This is a genomic window from Planomicrobium sp. MB-3u-38, assembly GCF_002836425.1.
In the GTDB taxonomy this organism is placed as follows: Bacteria; Bacillota; Bacilli; order Bacillales_A; family Planococcaceae; genus Planococcus; species Planococcus okeanokoites.
In genome coordinates this window covers 210,052-229,266 of the sequence record NZ_PJBO01000081.1, presented here as the reverse complement: position 1 = coordinate 229,266, position 19,215 = coordinate 210,052, and the positions used below count along the sequence as shown (strand labels likewise).

The window sequence follows — 19,215 nt, the reverse complement described above, 5'->3', positions numbered from 1 at the left end:
GGTGCTCCAATATTACCATTCACTAATGGACTAACTGAAGAAGTTTACAAAGAACTAAATAATAATTATTTATTTTGATGAAAATAGTCCTATTCACATTCACCGCTTTTAGTCGATAATGTTGACGTAGGTAAAAAGGATTAAGGCAGAGATATAAAATAGAAGCGACAAGGGGGAGTTAAAGTGATTCGTTTATTGATATTGATAATGCTGGGAGCTATAGCGCTGGGAGTCAGTTATTTTTTCTTCAAATCGGTGCCGATGGGCAGGAAGATGCTGGTAGTTGGGGGTGGCCTTTTCGCCGCACTTGCCGCCGCAGCGCTCCAGATGAATAATCCGCTCTACATTCCAGTTTTAGTGATTGTAGGTGTAGCACTCCTTCTTTCATTAATATATATGAAGGTTGTTGAAAAGAATCAAAACGAAAAAATGAAACAATCGAGCGAAAGAAAGTCCCGAATGGCAGTCGAATCATCATTGAAAAAGTCCAAAGACTCCGATTTGGCAAAAGCCTTTACTATAGAGTCGATTGAAATGGATGAGGGGGAGCGTAAATTTGGATAACAAAATTTTCGGTATGACTTTTCTGGCTGTTGCTACAAGTGCATTATTATTTTTCGGCGTAGCGAACGCTGGAGCGTTTGCTGTCGATCACCTCTTATTCCCGAAAGATGAATTTGGTGAAAATACATATATCGGAACTGCTGAAGTCTCGGATATGGAAGTGGCGAGCGCTGTTTCCCTCGTTTCTCAAAATTTTGATACCTGGAGACAAAATGCCAAATTGACTGTTACGTACCAGGATGCTTCTGCAGAATATCCTTTGGAAACTGTTCAGATACTTTTGGAGGAAACGGTAGGGCAGGCTGAAACCGGTGTCCAAAATACATTTGTATTCGAACTTCAGGAGGAGGCAACACAATCGTTTTTACAGTCTCATTTTTCTGTGGCTGATTTTTCTAAGTCCGATATTAAAGTGATAAATGAAAAACTGGCTTTAGCGTTAGCTGGCGGACAATCAGAAACATACGTAAATATAAGTGATGATTCTTTATCCGTGCAGAAAGTCGTTATTTCAGAATCAGCGTTTTCGCATAAGCTTGTAAATAATGGGACAGACAATGTGATTGAAGCTTTAAATGGCTTGCAGCTTGCGCCAGGTGAAAACTTTTCGTTTTTGGATTTCATCAATGAACAGAATGTAACTGAAATTACCGATGCAGAGTTGACTGAAATCGCTTCTCTTATATACTCAACTGCTTTGAAAACAAATTTGGCAGTTGTGGAGCGGAGTATCGGTTCAGTGCAGCCCGTTTCTGTCCCATTAGGCCAAGAGGCAGCAATTAACCGCAAGCTGGGGATTGACTTGGTTATAACAAACACAAATAACAGCTCTTACACTTTAAATATCGAAAAAAATAATACTACGATTACAGGCTCATTAAGTGCCATGCCGTTAGTTAATGACTATGTGGTTCAAATTGGCGGAGAAACAAAAGTGAAGCCCCGTCTGATCAAACAGTACAGTGCATTTGTCACTGCGGGAAAATCGGTTAAGGAAGAAGGCAGTGAAGGCGTGCGTGTTGAGGTGTCACGCGCTATCCTGTCAAATGGTGAAGAAGTCTCTGTTGAGCCGGTTTCGACAGATTTTTACCCTCCGGTTCACCGGGTAGAAATTTATCCGCTTGCCAAACCTGTGTCAGAAACGCCTGCAAATGGTACTGTTCCTGGAAGAATCGACCCGAATAATCCGGATTCAACTACTAATGATCCGGCAGATCCAGATTCTGGAGACGGAAAACCGGTATTAATTGTCGAAGATCCTGATAATCCTGGTTATGATCTGGATGGCAATCCAATTATTTATGACGAAAAAGGAAATATTGTAAGTGAAGATCCTAATAGAAATATTAAAGATACAGAAATGCCTGTCTACGATAAAGGCGGCAATTTGACAAACCCTTAAATGGGCAAGGGGGAATAAGCTTGGCTGTCATAAGAAAAAGATTAGGCGATATTTTAATTGAACAAGGTTTATTGACTGAAGAAGATCTGCAATTGACATTAAAAGAGAAAAAATCTGATCAGAAACTCGGGGATGCGCTATTATCGCGGGCGTTAATCACTGAACAGCAATTGATCGAGACATTGGAAGTTCAATTGAATATTCCGCATGTAACACTTTTCCGTTATCCATTTGATCCTAAATTATTCAATGTGGTGCCTAAAGAATTCGCAAAAAGAAATCTGCTTGTGCCTTTAAAAGTCGAAGGCGACAAACTTTTCATAGCTATGACCGATCCAATGGACTTTATCACAATTGATGATCTTCGATTGACGACAGGTTTCCAGATTGAACCGGCGATTGCTTCCCGCGACGATATTATGAAAACCATCTCTAAATACTACGATGAAGAATCCTACGACGACTTATTGGGCGAGATTCCTGAAGTGTCTCAAGAGCAAAAAGAAGAGTTGGTTGATAATGATGCGCCAATCGTCCGTCTTGTTAATCAGATCCTTTCGAGCGCAGTTGCTTTGAAAGCGAGTGATGTTCACTTTGATCCGCATGAAGGACGGATTCTGGTCCGCTACCGTATAGATGGGACTTTGCGTACAGAACGGACACTGCCGAAAATGATGCAGCAGATGGTGACCGCCCGCATTAAAATTCTGGCGAATCTGGATATTACAGAAAGCAGGATTCCTCAGGATGGCCGTATTAAGACAACCGTCGATTTCCGGCCAATCGATTTGCGGGTATCATCTTTGCCGACCGTTTACGGTGAAAAAATCGTAATGCGGATACTTGATCTTGGAAATAACCTTACCGATATTTCTAAACTTGGCTTTAGTGATTTGAATATGAAGAGATTCATGCGGGAAATTGAAAAGCCTAATGGCATCGTTCTTATTTCTGGTCCGACTGGTTCAGGTAAATCTTCGACATTATATGCAGCGTTGAACAAATTGAATGACGAAGCTGTCAATATAATAACGGTTGAAGATCCGGTGGAGTACCAGCTCGAAGGCATCAATCAGATTCAAGTGAATACAAATGTTGGATTAAGTTTTGCGGCTGGTCTTCGTTCCATACTTCGTCAGGATCCGGACATTGTAATGGTCGGGGAAATACGTGATAAAGAAACAGCCGATATTTCTATTCGTGCTTCTTTAACAGGGCATTTAGTGCTCAGTACGATACATACGAATGACTCGATTGCTTCGGTAACACGTTTGATGGATATGGGAGTGGAACCGTTTCTTGTCACCGCTTCATTAAATGCGGTAGTGGCCCAGCGTCTGGTTAGAAAAGTTTGCCGGGATTGCCGTCAAATCGATGAGCCGACACAAAGCGAAAAGGAAATTTTTGCAAAACGCGGTTTGAAAATAGAAGCAATTGCAAGAGGGAAAGGCTGTTCACAATGCAATATGACCGGATATCGTGGCCGTATGGCGATACATGAAGTTTTGGTAGTGGATGAAGCCATTAAAGAAGTCATAAACCGAGGTGGTTCCGCCGCGGAAATACGTAAGATCGCAGTGCGGAATCAAACAATCTTCCTTATAGATGACGGGCTTAAAAAAGTTCAAGACAAGCTGACGACTACAGAAGAAATTCTGCGTGTCGCCACCATAGCGGAGTGATTATATGCCAACTACTTATATAAATAAAGTTTTGACAGAGGCTAAAAATTTAAATGTTTCAGACATTCATATGACAACTGGCATACCGCCAGTTTTCAGGATGCATGGAACGCTGAAACGCTATGGAGATACTAATCTGACTCCTGATATGACGAAAGAAATCGCGCAAGCTTTGATGCCTGATATCTTATGGCAGCAATTTCTTGATAAAGGTGAAATGGATTATTCCTATTCACTTTCCGGTGTGGCGAGATTCCGTGTCAATTCATTTCACCAGCGCGGTTCAATTTCGCATGCATTCCGTACGATACCAACCGAAATCCCGACAATCGATGATTTGAACATGCCGAAGATATTAGCCGGATTGGCTGAAACCCCGCAAGGCCTGATATTAGTGACAGGCCCGACCGGTTCAGGGAAGTCGACGACGCTTGCGGCGATGATCCGCCATATCAATGAAAATATGACAAAACATATCATCACACTCGAAGACCCCATTGAATATCTGCATCGTCATGGCTCTTCCATTATCGATCAGCGGGAAGTGGGATTCGATACAGATTCATTTGCAAATGGCTTGCGAGCAGCTCTTCGCCAGGACCCGGATGTCATTCTGGTCGGAGAAATGCGGGACCTGGAAACGATTTCAACCGCCATTACTGCTGCTGAAACCGGCCACCTTGTAATGGCGACACTTCATACTTCGAGTGCGGCTTCTACTATTGAAAGGATAATTGATGTGTTTCCTTCGGGACAACAGGCTCAAGTCCGGACTCAGCTTGCCGGTATTCTGAAAGCCGTCGTTTCCCAGCGTTTGCTGCCGACGGCTGACGGCAAAGGCCGTGCGGCAGCCACAGAGATCCTGATAAATAATCCGGCGGTTTCAAATCTCATCCGAACTGAGAAAGTGCACCAGATTCCGAACGTCATTTTGACAAACCGCTCGAACGGTATGCATATGATGGTTTCTTCCGTACAGGAACTTTTGGCAAAAGGGAAAATCAGCCGTCAAACCGCGCAACCGTTCATGGAAGGGGGAGAATAGATGGCGCGTTTCAAATATGAAGGCCGTGACCAGAAAAAAATCCGTTCCGGCGTAATGGTGGCCAAGAACCGGCGTGACGCGATTCTTCGCCTCCGTGATGACGGCATTCGCGTAATCGATATCCGGGAAATCGAAACCACTGCTCTGCAGAAAGACATCGTCATCGGCAATCCGGTCAAGCAGGATCAGTTCATCATGTTCCTGCGCCAATTCTCAACCTTGATGCGGGCGGGTGTTACGATTGTGGATGCTGTTAAAATACTGGCGCAGCAAGTTGAGTCAAAACCTTTGCAGAATGCTCTGACTGAAGTGGATGACGAATTGAGAAAAGGGAATTCCTTGTCTGATTCTTTAGCTAAATATCCGAAAATATTCGAGCCATTGACTTTGAACCTGATAAAAGCAGGCGAATTGTCAGGTAATATTGACGAGTCGTTGGACCGTTTGGCGACCCATTATGAAAAAGCCTATCAAACGAAGCAAAAAGTCATATCCGCTATGACATATCCTGCAGTTGTAGGTGTACTCGCAATCGGCGTTGTAATTTTCCTGTTGTCTTCCATCGTTCCAATGTTTGTGGATATGTTTGAAAGCAGCGGCGGAGAATTGCCGGCACTCACGGTATTTGTCATGGGCGCCAGTGATTTCATCATGGGATACTGGTATCTTTTGATTGCGGGAACCTTAGCGGTTATCGGTGCTTTTTGGCTGATGTATAAAAATGAACAAGGAAAGTATTTGCTTGATGCCTTGATGCTGCGCATTCCGATTTTCGGCAAAATGCTGAAAAAATCTGCGCTGGCCAGAATGACCCGCACCTTAAGTTCTTTATTCTCCAGTTCGGTTCCGATTCTTCAGGCTTTGACAATGGTGGAAAAAGTTGTTGGGAACGCGGTTATTTCAAAAGTGGTCCTGGCTTCGCGTGATTCACTGGAAAAAGGTGGTTCTCTCACAGAGCCGATGAAAAACCACTGGGCATTCCCGCCGTTGATTCCTCACATGATTTCAATCGGTGAACAGACAGGCTCACTCGATCATATGCTGTCAAAAGTAGCCGAATTCTACGAAAAAGAAGTGGAAGCAGAGACTGACCGGTTAAAAGCGCTGATCGAACCTTTGATGATTGTTTTCCTGGCTGTTTTAGTCGGGACTATAGTCCTTTCAATCATGATGCCGATGTTCGGGATGTTTGAAAATATCGACAATATGTAGAAAAACGTACGGTTTTATAAGAAATTTTTTCTTATTTTTGTAAAAAAACCGTTGCTTTATCCACGGGTGTTGCTATAATGAAGTTGTGCTTATAAAGTACTATTTTAAATGAAAATATAGGGGGAAAAGAAATGAAAAAGTTTATCCAAAACAAGTTAAAAGAGCAGAAAGGTTTGACGCTGATCGAGCTTTTGGCAGTTATCGTTATCCTTGCAATTATCGCAGCAATCGCGATTCCGGCGATCGGGAATATTATTGAGAACAGCCGTTATAGCGCTGTTAAGTCTGATGCTTTGAATGCTTTAAGCGCTGCTAATATTTACTTTGCCGAAAATCCTGAAAAAACAAGTGTTACTATTTCAGAATTGGCTTCTGGATATTTAGATAATGCAGGTACTTTAAACACAACATTAGTAGCAACGAACGTAGTAACTAAAACTGATGGTGTTGTTGAAATAACTCACGCAAATATTGAATATGCTTCGAGTAAAAACGTGGCTTTTGATGAAGCTTCGGTAGCAGATATTAATGCAGATACTAATAAAGGCAGTGGTGATGGCGGCTACACAATTGATTAATCAAATTAACAAATAATTTTTTAGGAGCTGAAAAAATGGCCTTATCGTTCTTATCGAGAAAAGCACGCGTAGCGACAATTACAATAGAAGAAGATGCAATCCGCTATGTGGAATTGAAGTCGGTTTCTCCAATTCAATTGAGCGCCGCGGAAGAGATTCTTCTTCCGGCAGGCGTCATTGAAGATGGCAAAATCACCGATGAAAAAACGCTTCGATCGATACTCGATGAGGCTGTCAATCAGTGGGGTCTCTCCAAGAAGTCAGTCCGATTCCTCGCCCCTGACGAATTTGTTATCATCCGCAAAGTGACTTACCCCGAAGATGTAAAAGCTGATGAACTGAAGGGTCATTTCTTCATTGAAATGGGATCGACGGTTTATCTTCCTTTTGAAGATCCGGTATTCGATGTGGTGCCTTACCGCGAGGACCTGGAACAGCCGGAAGCAATCATCATCGCTTCCAAAGAATCGATCATAAAATCATATGAATATGCATTTGATGATGTGAAATTGAAGCCGGTAGTTGCGGACATAACTCCGCTGGCGCTATATCGGCTTGCTCATCTCGAACATAATTTTATGGAAGATGAACATATTATGATGCTTGATATCCGTAGCAAAAAAATGACTGTTTCGATTTTCCATAACCATTTTCCGCTTTTTATGCGTTCAGTGGAGTTTGATGCAGGCAATACAATTTCGGTCGAACCGCTTTCGCTTGCTGAAGTGATTGAAGAAGAAGCTGAGAAGCTGGCTAATTTTTACCGTTATAACTTGAACGGCGGACTGTCTGGTATCACAAAAATCATCTGTAATAGGGACACAGAAAAAACTGAAGAACTTCGGGCAAGAATGGAAAGCCGTTTTTCGGTGCCTTTCCAGCCGGTCGTTCTTGGGGATATTCCTTCTGATGAATCAAAATCAATTAATGCGCGCTTTAACCGGGCAATCGGCCTTGCGTTGAAAGAGGTGTAAATATGCTGATTGATATAAATTTATTGCCTCAAAAAGAAAGGGACCGCCCAATTCATCTGATCGTTGCGGGCAGTATTGTCCTATTGACGCTGATTCTGTGGGCAGTGCTTTTCTCTATGACGCAGGGAGAAGAAAGTTCGCATCAGGAGCTTTTGGCTCAATCTGCAGAGGTTACTGCTGAACAGGCTTTAATACGCCAGGAGATCGAAGCGAGCCAGGGAATGAATGAAGAACAGCAATTGCTTGAAACTGTTACATGGGCTGAGAGTTATCAATTCGACACAGTGCCGCTCATTGCAGAGCTTGTCACTGTATTGCCGGAAAGAGGCTTTTTTGATTCCTTTTCCTATACAGGACCCAACACTGCGACTCTGACCCTTCAATTTGACACGGCAAGAGAGGCTGCATATTATCTGACACAGCTTAAGACTTCAGAGGTGCTGGCTTCTGCGACATTGGATTCAGTCGCAAACCAGGAATTGGGTCTTACGGAGGAAGAAACAGCTGCGAATGATGATGATGCACTTGTACAGAATCCAAGATATCTCGCTACATACACTTTGCTTTTTGTTGATGGCCGCATACCTGCTGAAGGAACCGCTGTAGCGGAAGATGGGACCATTATCCAAGAAGCGACTGAAGAAGCTCCTGTAGAAACGGCACCGGAAACTGAAACCGCTCCGGAAGAGACGGAGGGTGATGTTCAATGAATTTCACGAAAGAACAAAAAGACACAGCAATGGTCGTTTTAGCCAGCCTATTGCTGATGGTGGTACTTGCTTATACTTACTTCGGCTTTTATTCACCGGCAAAAGAAGCCCGGCTGCAGACCGAACAGACCTTGTCATCCGAACGTGAAGTGCTGATGGCTTTAGAGAATCAATTGAAACAAATGCCGCAAACTGAACGGATCAGCGCATCGGAATTACAGCAGAAAGTGGCTGTAGAACCATTGACAGATCTGATTCTATTGCAGGTTGAACAAGCGGAATTGATGTCCGGAACACTTATCAAATCAGTGAGTTTCACTGAAGGACCGGTTGACCTTCTGGCACCGGTTGAAGGAGTCGAAAATATTCAGGAAGTGCTTACATCTATTGAACTGGAAGCTTATGATTACGAAAGCATCACAGCTTTCATCAAGGAAATTGAATCGATGAAACGGATTATGATTGTGGACGCGATTAATTTCGCTGCTGCTCCGGAACAGACGGAGCAGGTGACAGAAGATGAGCCGTTAAGCGTTTCGCTTCAGTTTTCAGCTTTCTATCGTCCGGATCTGATCGCTTTATCCGATACTGCTCCTAAAGTGGATGCACCGGCACCGGCCAATAAAGTCAATCCGATGCCTCAGAATGATGGTACTTCATTGGTTACAGATGCTTCAGATTCTGAAGCTGATGAGACGACAGAAGACACAAACAGCAATGTAGCTGGCACGCAGACTTCGAGCTATCATAAAGTCGGCCAAGGCGATACATTAAGTTCGATTTCCATGAAATACTATGGCACTGAAAAAGGGGAAGAATGGATCAAGGAAGCGAACAATCTTCCGAATGCCATCATTTCAGTCGGAACGGTTCTAACCATTCCTGCAAGACCGTAAGAGGAGAAATCATCGTGATTTCTCTTTTTCTTATTAATTTACGCTTAACGTTTCAATCCTAGCAGAAAATGAGGTTAACCATGACAATTGCTTATACTGCGTTCTTTTCAATTTTTGGGCTGGTTTTCGGTTCTTTTTTCAATGTTGTCGGCCTTCGCGTTCCTAGAAAAGAATCAATCGCGTTTCCGCCATCCCATTGCACAAAATGTGATCGAAGACTCACCGCAATGGATCTTGTTCCGGTTTTCTCCTATCTATTTTTGAAAGGCAAATGCCGTTCATGCGGCGAGAAAATCCACTGGGTTTATCCATTTATGGAAGCTGTAACAGCCGCGCTGTTCGCATTTTCTTTTTGGCATTTCGGTTTTACGCCGGAACTGATCATCGCGATTCTGTTTGTATCGATGCTTGTCATCATCACGGTTTCGGATATCGCTTATATGCTCATCCCGGATAAAGTCCTTTTGCCATTCGGTATCGCGCTGCTCGTGCTGCGGTTCTTCATCCCTCTGGATCCGTGGTGGGACAGTTTGCTTGGTGCGGCAACAGGATTCCTGATCCTCTTGCTGATTTCGATTGTATCGAAAGGCGGAATGGGCGGCGGCGACATCAAACTGTTCTTCGTCATCGGGCTGGTGCTCGGTACTGGCGGTACATTGATGACGCTGTTCTTTGCTTCATTGATCGGAGCGATTGTCGGCATCATCGTGCTGCGTGTGACCAAGCAAGGGCGCAAAACACCGATACCGTTCGGCCCGTCTATCGCGGCGGGAGCTGTCATTGTTTATTTTTACGGGGAACCGTTGTTGAATTGGTATATGAATTTATGGCTTTAAAAAAATCCCTGAAGAGAAATCTTCAGGGATTTTTTATGTGGAGTTTTTTCAGATGAACAGGAAAGGGAGCCAGTATAAATGAAGGACAAGAATCATGGAGTAGAGCACATTGGCGAAAATGAATGTATAGCGCCAGAACGTTTTGCGGATGCCGGCGAAAGTCGTGAACAGCAAGCCGAACAGACAGACGGACAGGAAAAGTTTAATGCTGAGAATTGTAAAGGGGGCAAACGAACTTAATAAGGGATTGGCTTCGGTGACGAGTCCGCGTGTCAAACCGAAGTAAGTTAATATTCCATCAAGCCCATTTAATATGATCAGCAGCCAAATGTATTTTTTTAAGGGAGCCCTGTTATCGGGGATTGCCATCTCGTGCACCTCTTTTCGTGGAGCAGGGTTAGTTTTGCTCGTGATATATATTTGTCTAAATGACTCTTTTTTGCTCTTGTAACTGACATACCCGCACGAGAAAGATAATAGACATGAAAAATTATCCATAATTTTTTGAACTTTGTATAGCTGTCTGCTTATTGAAGGCAATCTGAGATATGTAGCAAAACAGCGAAGACTCCCAGGCGACCAAGCGAAGTGACGAGATCCACTCGGGCGAAGTGAAACGAGTACGAGTTAGCTCGGCGCAAGCAGCCAGGAAAGCGAAGCAGTTTTGCGGAATATCGTCTATAAAACCCCACAAAAAAACCAACCCAGAAAAATCTGAGTTGGCTTTATTTATTTCCTTAATTATTATAATGCAACGGTGAACCAGGTCCGAGATCCAAACCGAGCATCATCCAGACGATCAGCATGATCGACCAGACAATCAGGAAGATGATCGAGTACGGGAACATGACCGAAATCAATGTCCCGATGCCCATCTTCTTGTCGTATTTCTGCGCAAACGCGATGATGATCGCGAAATACGTCATCAGCGGCGAAATGATGTTCGTTGATGAGTCGGCGATGCGGTATGCCATCTGTGTGAGTTCAGGCGAATAGCCGAGCTGCATCATGATCGGCACAAATACTGGCGCCATCATAGCCCATTTTGCCGACGCTGAACCGATGAACAGGTTGATGACACCCGTGATGAAGATGAAGCTGAGAATCAGCGGGATGCCTGTCAAGTTTGCGCCTTGCAGGAATTCTGCCCCGTAAACGCCGATGACCATTCCCATATTCGATTCGGCGAAGTAGGCGACGAATTGTCCGGCAGTGAACGCCAGGACGATGAACATCCCCATCGACGCCATCGTGTCAGTCAAATGGCTCGCGACATCTTTATCGTTCTTGATATTCTTGGTAGCGATTCCGTAGAACAAGCCAGGGATGAAGAACAGGATGGTGATGATCGGAACAAGCGACGACATAAACGGTGATTGGACGATGCCGCCGTCTTCAGCTCGAAGCGCTCCGTTTTCCGGAACGATCAGCATGGCAAATGCGGCTGCAGCGATAAGGAATGAAATCGCAGCCCACAGCATGCCTTTCTTTTCTTCGGCGCTGAGGCCGGTCAATTCTTCCCGGTACTCGCCTTTGTATTCTCCGAGGCGCGGTTCGATGATTTTTTCGGTGACGAATGCACCGGCTAGTGTCAGGACGAAAACAGAAGCGATGATGAAGTAATAGTTCATCGCGATATTCATGCCTTCCGCATACGCTGGATCGATGATCGCAGCGGCAGCAATTGTCAGCTCCCCGAGCATCGGGTCAGTCGCCGACAGCAGCAGGTTCGCACTGAAACCGCCGGATACACCGGCAAACGCAGCTGCAAGACCCGCAAGCGGATGGCGGCCGAGCGCAGCGAATATTACTGCGCCAAGTGGAGGTAAGACAACGTATCCTGCGTCAGATGCCACACTCGACATAATACCGGCGAACACAAGTCCAGCTGTAATCAGGAAGCGGGGAACGGACAACACAAATCCGCGCAGCATCGCGCTGATCAGTCCTGTGCGTTCCGCGATTCCGATTCCTAGCATAGTCGCCAGCACGACGCCGAGCGGTGCGAATCCGATGAAGTTATCAACCATGCTGGTGAAGATATACTGGATGCCTTCCGCATTCAGCAGGTTTTTCACTTCGACCATTTCGCCTTCCTGTCCGGGATGTTCGACCGAGATGCCGAAGCTTGAAATGATGGCTGACAGCACAAGCACTAGCAGGGCAAGCAAGGCGAACAGCGTCACCGGATGCGGCAGTTTATTGCCTGCAAATTCGATTCCATCCAGGAACTTCTGGAAGAATCCTTTTCGCTTTTTTTCCATTTAATCTACCTCTTTTCAAATTTTGAAGTTCCTATTCATTATTTCAAAATAGGAAATTTCAGAAATTAAAATCCGTTACCATTGTATAGGTTTGGATTGAAGGAATAAAGGCTTTTGAAGAAGTAGTAATAATGGCAAAATTGGATAATGTTTTATTGTTTTGACAACGTGGTTGAAATGGAAAATTTACTGGAGCTTGAAAGGGGGGTTCAATCTTCATAATTGCTAAATCTAATGGCTGTTTTCAATGATGCCGCCGGATATTTAATTTGCCTGCCGCAAATTTCATATTTGGATCGTCCATAGCAGGCAAAATCCATTTTTCGCAATTTGAAGTGGCCGTCGGGGTGGTGGTATTCTTAAGGAAAGAAAAAGGAGGCGTTTTTATGTATTTCAAAGCCCAGCAACCGGTTGTCCTGGCATCGCAGTCGCCGAGAAGACGCGAACTGCTCGAGATGCTCGGATTCGATTTCCGTGTGATTCCAAGCAAAAAGGAAGAGCCTAAACCGGAACAATTCCAGAATGCGCTGAACTATGTCATCAATTGTGCGGAAGTGAAAGCGGCGGATGTCGCGAAAAAAAATCCTGAGGCTGTGGTCATCGGTTCGGATACGATCGTCGTGTGCGACGGTGAAATCCTATTGAAGCCAGAAGACAAGAAGCAGGCGATGGAAACGTTGCGCAAACTTTCCGGCCGCAGCCATGAAGTGATTACAGCCGTAGCGATCAAATCCGGAAACAGTGAAATGCAATTCCACGAGACAACGGAAGTGACTTTTTTCGATCTGCCGGACAGCTGGATCGAAGCCTACACGAATACGGACGATCCTTACGACAAAGCTGGAGCTTACGGCATCCAGACGCTGTCGGGTTTATTTGTTGAAAAGATCAACGGAGATTACAATACGGTGGTCGGATTGCCGGTTGCCCGTTTGGCGCGGAAACTTTCAGACGCCGGTTACATCAGCCTGTCGGGGAGCCGTGTCGAATGCTGAAGGAACAGTCTTTGATGATCCGCGATGTCCATACAGCAGACCGGCCGCGCGAACGGCTGGTCAATCAGGGGGCGACGAGCCTGTCGAACCAGGAATTGATCGCCATCATGCTGCGCACCGGTACAAGGCAGGAGTCCGTCCTGCATCTGGCGAACCGGGTGCTGAATCATTTTGAACAGATCCAGCAGCTTAAAGACGCCAGCATTGAAGAACTCACATCCATCAACGGCATCGGCCAGGCGAAGGCGGTCCAGTTATTGGCCGCTGTCGAACTTGGCCGGCGCCTGTCCTCCAAACAGACGGATGCGAAATTCACCATCCGTTCCCCTAAAGATGCCGCCTCATTTCTCATGGCGGATATGACTTCACTCAAACAGGAACATTTTGTCGTTCTATTTTTGAATATAAAGAACCAGGTTTTGCATAGACAGACAATATTTGTCGGAAGTTTGAACGCCAGCATCGTCCATCCGCGCGAAATTTTCAGGGAAGCAGTGCGCCGATCGGCGGCGTCCATTGTCTGCGCGCATAACCATCCATCCGGCAATCCCGCGCCGTCGCCTGAAGATATCGCGGTGACCAAGCGGCTGATGGAAGCCGGAAGCATTGTCGGCATTGAGCTATTGGACCATATCATTATCGGGGACCATCAGTTCATTTCATTAAATGAAAAGGGATATATGTAGCACTGTTACTTTCTTTACTTTTCAGCTATAATGAGTAGTATTGTGTAAACTCTATGGCTTTTTGGCATATAAAGAAGGGAAGATTTGACGTGTTTGGAATGGGATCAAAAGATGTAGGAATCGACTTAGGAACTGCTAACACATTAGTATTTATTAAAAATAAAGGGATTGTTCTGAGAGAACCATCCGTTGTCGCAAAAAATACGCAAACCGGCGAAATCGTCGCTGTCGGCAACGACGCGCGCAATATGATCGGCCGTACACCGGGATCCATCGTGGCAATCCGTCCGATGCGTGATGGCGTCATCGCTGATTACGATACAACAACTGCAATGATTCAATATTATATGAAGGAAGCGATGAAGAAAGTCGGCGGATCGATGAAAAAACCGAACGTCATGATCTGTGTTCCTTTCGGCATCACATCCGTAGAACAGCGCGCAATCATCGACGCGTCGCGTCAAGCTGGCGCACGTGAAGCGTTCACGATCGAAGAGCCGTTCGCAGCTGCAATCGGCGCAAGTCTTCCGGTTTGGGAACCAATGGGCTCCATGGTCGTCGATATTGGTGGAGGAACAACGGAAGTTGCGGTCATTTCACTTGGCGGCATCGTAACGAGCGAATCCATCCGTGTTGCCGGGGATGCGATGGACCAGGCAATCACGCAATATATCCGTAAAACGTATAACCTGACTATCGGGGAACGTACAGCTGAAGCCATCAAGATGGAAATCGGCGCAGCGCGTGTCACTACACCAGAAGAAAAAGCGGTGAAAATGGACATACGCGGCCGCGATTTGTTGACAGGCTTGCCAAAAACGATTGAAATTTCTTCTGAAGAAATCGCTGAAGCGTTGAAGGAATCCGTTCTTTCAATCATTGAAGGCGTGACGAAAACGCTTGAAACGACTCCGCCGGAATTATCGGCTGACGTCATGGAACGCGGAATCGTTCTTACCGGAGGCGGCGCTCTCCTGAAAAATCTGGATAAAGTCATTTCGGACGAAACTCAAATGCCAGTCCTGATTGCAGAAAACCCGCTGGATTGCGTGGCGATCGGCACAGGCAAAGCACTTGATAATATCGATCAAATCCGTCGCATGCAATCAACTAAATAAGTAAGGAGGATTGCTGCCATGTCTAGGTTCTTTTCGAACAAGCGGCTAATTCTGTTGATGCTCGGGGTTATTCTGCTCGTAGCATTAATTTCCTATTCCTTGCGGGATCGCGACAATGTATCCTTTCCGGAACAGATCATCAAAGACACAGTAGGTGCCGGACAGTCACTGTTTTCCGGCCCGGCGCATTTTGTCACCGGCATATTCGATAACGTTGATTCACTTTTGAATACATATAAGGAAAATCAGCATTTGAAAGGCCGTCTGGAAGAATTCGCGGCAGTGAAAGCGGAAGTGACCGACCTGCGTTCCGAGAACGATCAATTGAAGGAAATCGTCGGCAAGGAAGCCGACTTGCGGGATTATAACCCGATCCAGGCAACCGTCATTGCGCGGAACCCGGATCAATGGGAAGAAAAAGTTATTTTGAATAAAGGCGAATCGGATGGTGTCATGGAAAACATGGCAGTCATGACGGCACAGGGGCTGATCGGTAAAGTCACATTGGTGACTGCGACGACATCCACTGTCGAATTGATCTCAACACAAAACCCCAATTACCGGGTTTCTTCAATGGTCATCGGCGGGGAAGAAGGCGTCTTCGGTTTGATCGAGGGCTATGACGCTGAACGCCGCGAACTCTTATTGAAGCGTATTGATGCGCAAATCGAACTTGAAGTCGGCCAGCAGGTGGTTTCAAGCGGACTCGGTGGGATTTTCCCCAAAGGTCTGATCATCGGTGAGATTACAGAAATCACCATCGATGAATTCGGCCTGACGAAACTTGCGTATGTCAAACCGTCAGCCGACTTTACATTGCTGAACCATGTCATGATCGCCGATCGTGAAATGCCTGAAACAAAAGGTGAAGATGAGGGCGTCCCAACGGAGGAAGAAGGATCATGATCCGTTATCTCCTTCCGTTGATAGCACTCGTCCTGTTTTTCCTCGAACCCGTCTTTGGATTATTTTCCCCGTTGCAGCTTGACGGGGTTTATTATTATATTGTGCCTCGTTTTTTATTGATGTTCCTGATTTTCGTAACGGTCTATTATGATGCCAAACATGCAATGTTCTACGGTTTATTTTTCGGCCTCTTGTACGATGTCTTTTTCATTGATATTATTGGACTATATTCATTTTTGTACCCGATGATGTGTCTGATCGCGGGTTACATCGTCAAGTCAGTGCATCGTAATCTGATCGTTGCCACTCTCCTGACACTGGTCCTGACAGCACTTTTCGAATTTGTGCTGTATTTATTCTTTTCATTTATCGCCCTTGCTTCAATGCCGGTCGATGTCTTTCTGACTTCACGTCTTTTGCCGACAATGATCGCCAATTCCTTATTCCTGGTCATGCTTGGCTGGGCATTCAAATCAGTGATCGTCGCGCGGTTGATCGAACGTGAAAACAGTAAAGTCTAATTTGAATGAAAAGCGGGAACCATTTGATTTTGATGCTTTCTCAATGGAAAGAAGTTTATACTCAGGTATTTAATTTGAAAGCGCAGGTGACGTATTTTTGAAGAATCTTGTCTATATAAGAGGAACGAAAGAAGGCCTTGTGCTGCAGCTCGATGATCAGTGCGACTACACGGACATGCTGAACGAACTGAAGGCCAAGGTTTCGGACCCTGCGCTTGATGGCAGCGCCGAAGTGCAGCTCCATCTGGGCTATCGCTATTGCACCGAAGCCCAATATAAGGAAGTCGTCGCGACCATCCAGAACAACTCGCATCTGCGGGTGTCGAAGATGCGCAGCGAAGTGATTTCCGTCGAAGAAAGCAATAAACGGATCCAGGAACGCCAGTCCGAGACTTATGTCGGCATCGTGCGTTCCGGGCAGGTAGTGAAAGCTGAAGGGGACCTCGTCGTAGTCGGCGATGTCAATCCGAACGGCCGTGTTGTGGCCGGCGGCAATATCTACGTGCTGGGCCGTCTGAAAGGAATCGCCCATGCAGGCGCGAACGGCAACCGAGAGGCTGTCATTGCCGCGTCCTGGCTTGAGGCGACTCATTTGATGATCGACGATTCCATCGAGACGATGACCGACGAATTGTCGGTGCTGTCCGAACAGCCCGAAATGGAATGCGCATATTTACATAGCAACGGCCAGAACATCGTTATCGACCGTCTGCAGGAATTGCGGTACATCCGACCGCAAATTTCAACGTTTAAAGGAGGAAGCTAGTGTGGGAGAAGCAATCGTCATAACATCAGGCAAGGGGGGCGTCGGTAAAACGACGACAACCGCCAATCTCGGCACTGCATTGGCTCTTCAAGGGAAAAAGGTTTGCCTGATCGATACCGATATCGGCCTGCGCAATCTTGATGTTATCTTAGGTCTTGAAAACCGCATCATCTATGACATTGTCGATGTTCTCGAAGGCCGCTGCAAAGTGCACCAGGCTCTCGTCAAAGACAAGCGCTTTGAAGATATGCTGTATTTATTGCCAGCCGCCCAGACGACTGACAAGAACGCCATCAATCCGGAGCAGATGAAGGAACTCGTGACCGAACTCAAAAAAGACTACGATTTCGTCATCATCGACTGCCCAGCCGGCATCGAGCAAGGCTATAAAAACGCCGTCGCCGGTGCTGACCGCGCCATCGTCGTCACCACCCCTGAAATTTCAGCCGTGCGCGACGCCGACCGCATCATCGGCCTGCTCGAGCTCGAAGAAAACATCGAGCCGCCAAAACTCATCATCAACCGCATCCGCCAGCATCTCATGAAAGCCGGCGAAGCGCTCGACATCAACGAAATCACGACCCACCTGTCCATAGACCTCCTCGGCATCGTAGCCGATGACGAAAGCGTCATCTCCAGCTCGAACCGCGGCGAACCCGTCGTCATGAACCCGGCCAACCCGGCCGCCATGGGCTACCGCAACATCGCCCGCCGCCTGCTCGGCGAGTCCGTTCCGCTCATGACGATGGATAAACAGAGCACAGGTGTGTTTTCGAAGATTAAGGCTATTTTTGCGAAATAAAATTTTTCATCATGCGACCCTCACAGAATTTTGTGGGGGTTTTTGTGTTTTATTAATGGAATTAAATTTCAATAACAAAGCGCAATTGATAAGGTTGAGTTCGAAATATGAAAAGGGGTGCGGGTTGGACGTTCATATGTTGAAAGGGATGGTGTTATATGATCGGTTGCCGGTGGGTCATCCGGCAAAAGTGAAGATGTTTGGCGAAGTGAAAAGGTCTCTGGCGGGAGCGGCAGGCGAGAAGCGGACAGTGGAATTGCTGGAGCGGGAATTGGATCTCGTGGAGAAGGCAAAGATTTTCCGCGGCGTGTGGCTTCCTTATATGGATGGCTTCGCCCAAGTGGATGTTCTCGTGCTGCACGCAAATTTTGTCTGTGCGCTCGAAGTGAAGAACATGGTCGGCGAGTTCCATTTCGATTCGGTCAACTTTCAGTTCCACCGGATCATCGACGGCCGCTTCGAAGGCATGCGCAATCCCGAATCCCAGCTCCACCGCGCAGTCAAAGCCTCCGAAAAATTCTTTGGCTGCAAAGTTCACGGCACCATCGTGCTGTCGAGCCGCTCGGGAAGAGTTGCCGTGCCGCCGAAACTTTATCCGGTCATTGCGCTTGATTACCTACCGTTCCATATCGAGAAGATGGTGGACGTTCGCACCGCGCACAACATAGAAGGTCTTGAGGGCTTAGTGCGGCGCAGCCGCGGGCAATTCAATGGTCCTGATCTTTTGGAGAAGCATAAGCTGACGAGGGAGTGTTTGGAGGTGGGGGTCAGGTGTTTGGGGTGTGGTCGGGCAAACTGTGAGTGGCGTGAACGAAAATGGCGCTGCGGTTATTGTGGAGTTATATCTTCGGATGCACATGAGTTTGCACTGCAGGAATATGCGATTTTGTTTGGGAGTGAGCTGACGACTGAATATGCATATAAATGGCTGGGGATAAAAGATAAATATGTTCTGTATCGCTTGCTGGAAAATTCTACTATTAAAAGTAATAAAAGAGGAACACGCTTTATTATTGAAAATAAGAGCTTATTAATTGAACATTTTAGCGAGATTTATTCGTGACCGCACCTCAAAAGGAAATAACCGCACCTCAAACAGCAAAGACCGCACCTCAAATGAAGATTTCCGCACCTCAGACTGCTTTTTCCGCACCCCAGAAATAAATATGTATAATATTTCCTGGAAAAGACACCTTTTCAAAAACTCAACCATAGATTTCAACCAATTCACTGGTCGACAAGTCCATTTGAACATATA

Annotated in this window: 20 protein-coding genes; 18 read left to right on the top strand and 2 right to left on the bottom strand. The window is 46.0% G+C overall.

The annotated features are described in order from the left end of the window. Nucleotides 1-183 precede the first annotated feature (183 nt). The 10 genes from CXF70_RS18045 (at nucleotide 184) to CXF70_RS18000 (ending at nucleotide 9,899) form a co-directional block, all read left to right on the top strand. Nucleotides 184-564 (top strand): hypothetical protein, encoded by a 381-nt coding sequence (locus tag CXF70_RS18045; protein WP_101803779.1) that lies wholly within the window; start codon nucleotides 184-186, stop codon nucleotides 562-564. Between the two features lie 154 nt (nucleotides 565-718). After that, complete coding sequence (locus tag CXF70_RS18040; protein WP_158241216.1) at nucleotides 719-1,966, top strand: VanW family protein; 1,248 nt, start codon at nucleotides 719-721, stop codon at nucleotides 1,964-1,966. 20 nt (nucleotides 1,967-1,986) lie between these two features. Further along, nucleotides 1,987-3,648, top strand: coding sequence for a GspE/PulE family protein (locus CXF70_RS18035; RefSeq protein ID WP_101803777.1), 1,662 nt, complete (start codon nucleotides 1,987-1,989; stop codon nucleotides 3,646-3,648). 4 nt (nucleotides 3,649-3,652) lie between these two features. Beyond that, the gene (locus CXF70_RS18030) at nucleotides 3,653-4,693 is read left to right on the top strand and encodes a type IV pilus twitching motility protein PilT (RefSeq protein WP_101803776.1); all 1,041 of its coding nucleotides are present in this window, start codon (nucleotides 3,653-3,655) and stop codon (nucleotides 4,691-4,693) included. Further along, a complete protein-coding gene (locus CXF70_RS18025) occupies nucleotides 4,694-5,905 on the top strand; it encodes a type II secretion system F family protein (RefSeq protein WP_101803775.1) in 1,212 nt (403 codons plus the stop codon). A gap of 131 nt (nucleotides 5,906-6,036) precedes the next feature. Continuing rightward, nucleotides 6,037-6,483: a prepilin-type N-terminal cleavage/methylation domain-containing protein gene (locus tag CXF70_RS18020; RefSeq protein ID WP_101803774.1), complete on the top strand. Its 447-nt coding sequence runs from the start codon at nucleotides 6,037-6,039 to the stop codon at nucleotides 6,481-6,483. 35 nt (nucleotides 6,484-6,518) lie between these two features. Continuing rightward, the gene (gene pilM / locus CXF70_RS18015; RefSeq protein ID WP_101803773.1) at nucleotides 6,519-7,457 is read left to right on the top strand and encodes a type IV pilus biogenesis protein PilM; all 939 of its coding nucleotides are present in this window, start codon (nucleotides 6,519-6,521) and stop codon (nucleotides 7,455-7,457) included. Between the two features lie 2 nt (nucleotides 7,458-7,459). Next, entirely contained in the window at nucleotides 7,460-8,167 is a 708-nt protein-coding gene (locus tag CXF70_RS18010) for a PilN domain-containing protein (RefSeq protein WP_101803772.1), read from the top strand. After that, nucleotides 8,164-9,063: a LysM peptidoglycan-binding domain-containing protein gene (locus CXF70_RS18005; RefSeq protein WP_101803771.1), complete on the top strand. Its 900-nt coding sequence runs from the start codon at nucleotides 8,164-8,166 to the stop codon at nucleotides 9,061-9,063. Before CXF70_RS18010 ends, CXF70_RS18005 begins: the two co-directional genes overlap by 4 nt. Nucleotides 9,064-9,143: 80 nt before the next feature. Beyond that, nucleotides 9,144-9,899 carry a prepilin peptidase gene (locus CXF70_RS18000; RefSeq protein WP_101803770.1) on the top strand — a complete coding sequence of 252 codons (756 nt, stop codon included), beginning with the start codon at nucleotides 9,144-9,146 and terminating at the stop codon, nucleotides 9,897-9,899. Between the two features lie 48 nt (nucleotides 9,900-9,947). Here CXF70_RS18000 and CXF70_RS17995 read toward each other — a convergent pair whose 3' ends face one another. Together CXF70_RS17995 and CXF70_RS17990 are read right to left on the bottom strand one after the other, a co-directional pair. Continuing rightward, nucleotides 9,948-10,268, bottom strand: coding sequence for a DUF5658 family protein (locus CXF70_RS17995; protein WP_101803769.1), 321 nt, complete (start codon nucleotides 10,266-10,268; stop codon nucleotides 9,948-9,950). Between the two features lie 368 nt (nucleotides 10,269-10,636). Continuing rightward, nucleotides 10,637-12,163, bottom strand: a complete 1,527-nt coding sequence (locus CXF70_RS17990; protein WP_101803768.1) for an AbgT family transporter — start codon at nucleotides 12,161-12,163, stop codon at nucleotides 10,637-10,639. A 386-nt stretch (nucleotides 12,164-12,549) separates the two neighbouring features. Here CXF70_RS17990 and CXF70_RS17985 point away from each other — a divergent pair, with 386 nt between their 5' ends. The 8 genes from CXF70_RS17985 (at nucleotide 12,550) to CXF70_RS17950 (ending at nucleotide 19,020) form a co-directional block, all read left to right on the top strand. After that, a complete protein-coding gene (locus CXF70_RS17985) occupies nucleotides 12,550-13,158 on the top strand; it encodes a Maf family protein (protein WP_101803767.1) in 609 nt (202 codons plus the stop codon). Next, nucleotides 13,152-13,844: a RadC family protein gene (gene radC / locus CXF70_RS17980; protein WP_084246285.1), complete on the top strand. Its 693-nt coding sequence runs from the start codon at nucleotides 13,152-13,154 to the stop codon at nucleotides 13,842-13,844. The genes CXF70_RS17985 and radC overlap by 7 nt, the downstream gene beginning before the upstream one ends. An 89-nt stretch (nucleotides 13,845-13,933) precedes the next feature. Further along, entirely contained in the window at nucleotides 13,934-14,962 is a 1,029-nt protein-coding gene (locus CXF70_RS17975; protein WP_101803766.1) for a rod shape-determining protein, read from the top strand. Between the two features lie 18 nt (nucleotides 14,963-14,980). Beyond that, complete coding sequence (mreC, locus tag CXF70_RS17970) at nucleotides 14,981-15,868, top strand: rod shape-determining protein MreC (RefSeq protein WP_101803765.1); 888 nt, start codon at nucleotides 14,981-14,983, stop codon at nucleotides 15,866-15,868. After that, the gene (gene mreD, locus CXF70_RS17965) at nucleotides 15,865-16,389 is read left to right on the top strand and encodes a rod shape-determining protein MreD (protein ID WP_084246279.1); all 525 of its coding nucleotides are present in this window, start codon (nucleotides 15,865-15,867) and stop codon (nucleotides 16,387-16,389) included. Before mreC ends, mreD begins: the two co-directional genes overlap by 4 nt. Nucleotides 16,390-16,486: 97 nt before the next feature. Beyond that, nucleotides 16,487-17,155 (top strand): septum site-determining protein MinC, encoded by a 669-nt coding sequence (gene minC / locus CXF70_RS17960; protein ID WP_233208680.1) that lies wholly within the window; start codon nucleotides 16,487-16,489, stop codon nucleotides 17,153-17,155. 1 nt (nucleotide 17,156) lies between these two features. Further along, entirely contained in the window at nucleotides 17,157-17,957 is an 801-nt protein-coding gene (gene minD / locus CXF70_RS17955; RefSeq protein ID WP_101803764.1) for a septum site-determining protein MinD, read from the top strand. 124 nt (nucleotides 17,958-18,081) lie between these two features. After that, complete coding sequence (locus tag CXF70_RS17950; RefSeq protein ID WP_101803763.1) at nucleotides 18,082-19,020, top strand: nuclease-related domain-containing protein; 939 nt, start codon at nucleotides 18,082-18,084, stop codon at nucleotides 19,018-19,020. Nucleotides 19,021-19,215: the final 195 nt, after the last annotated feature.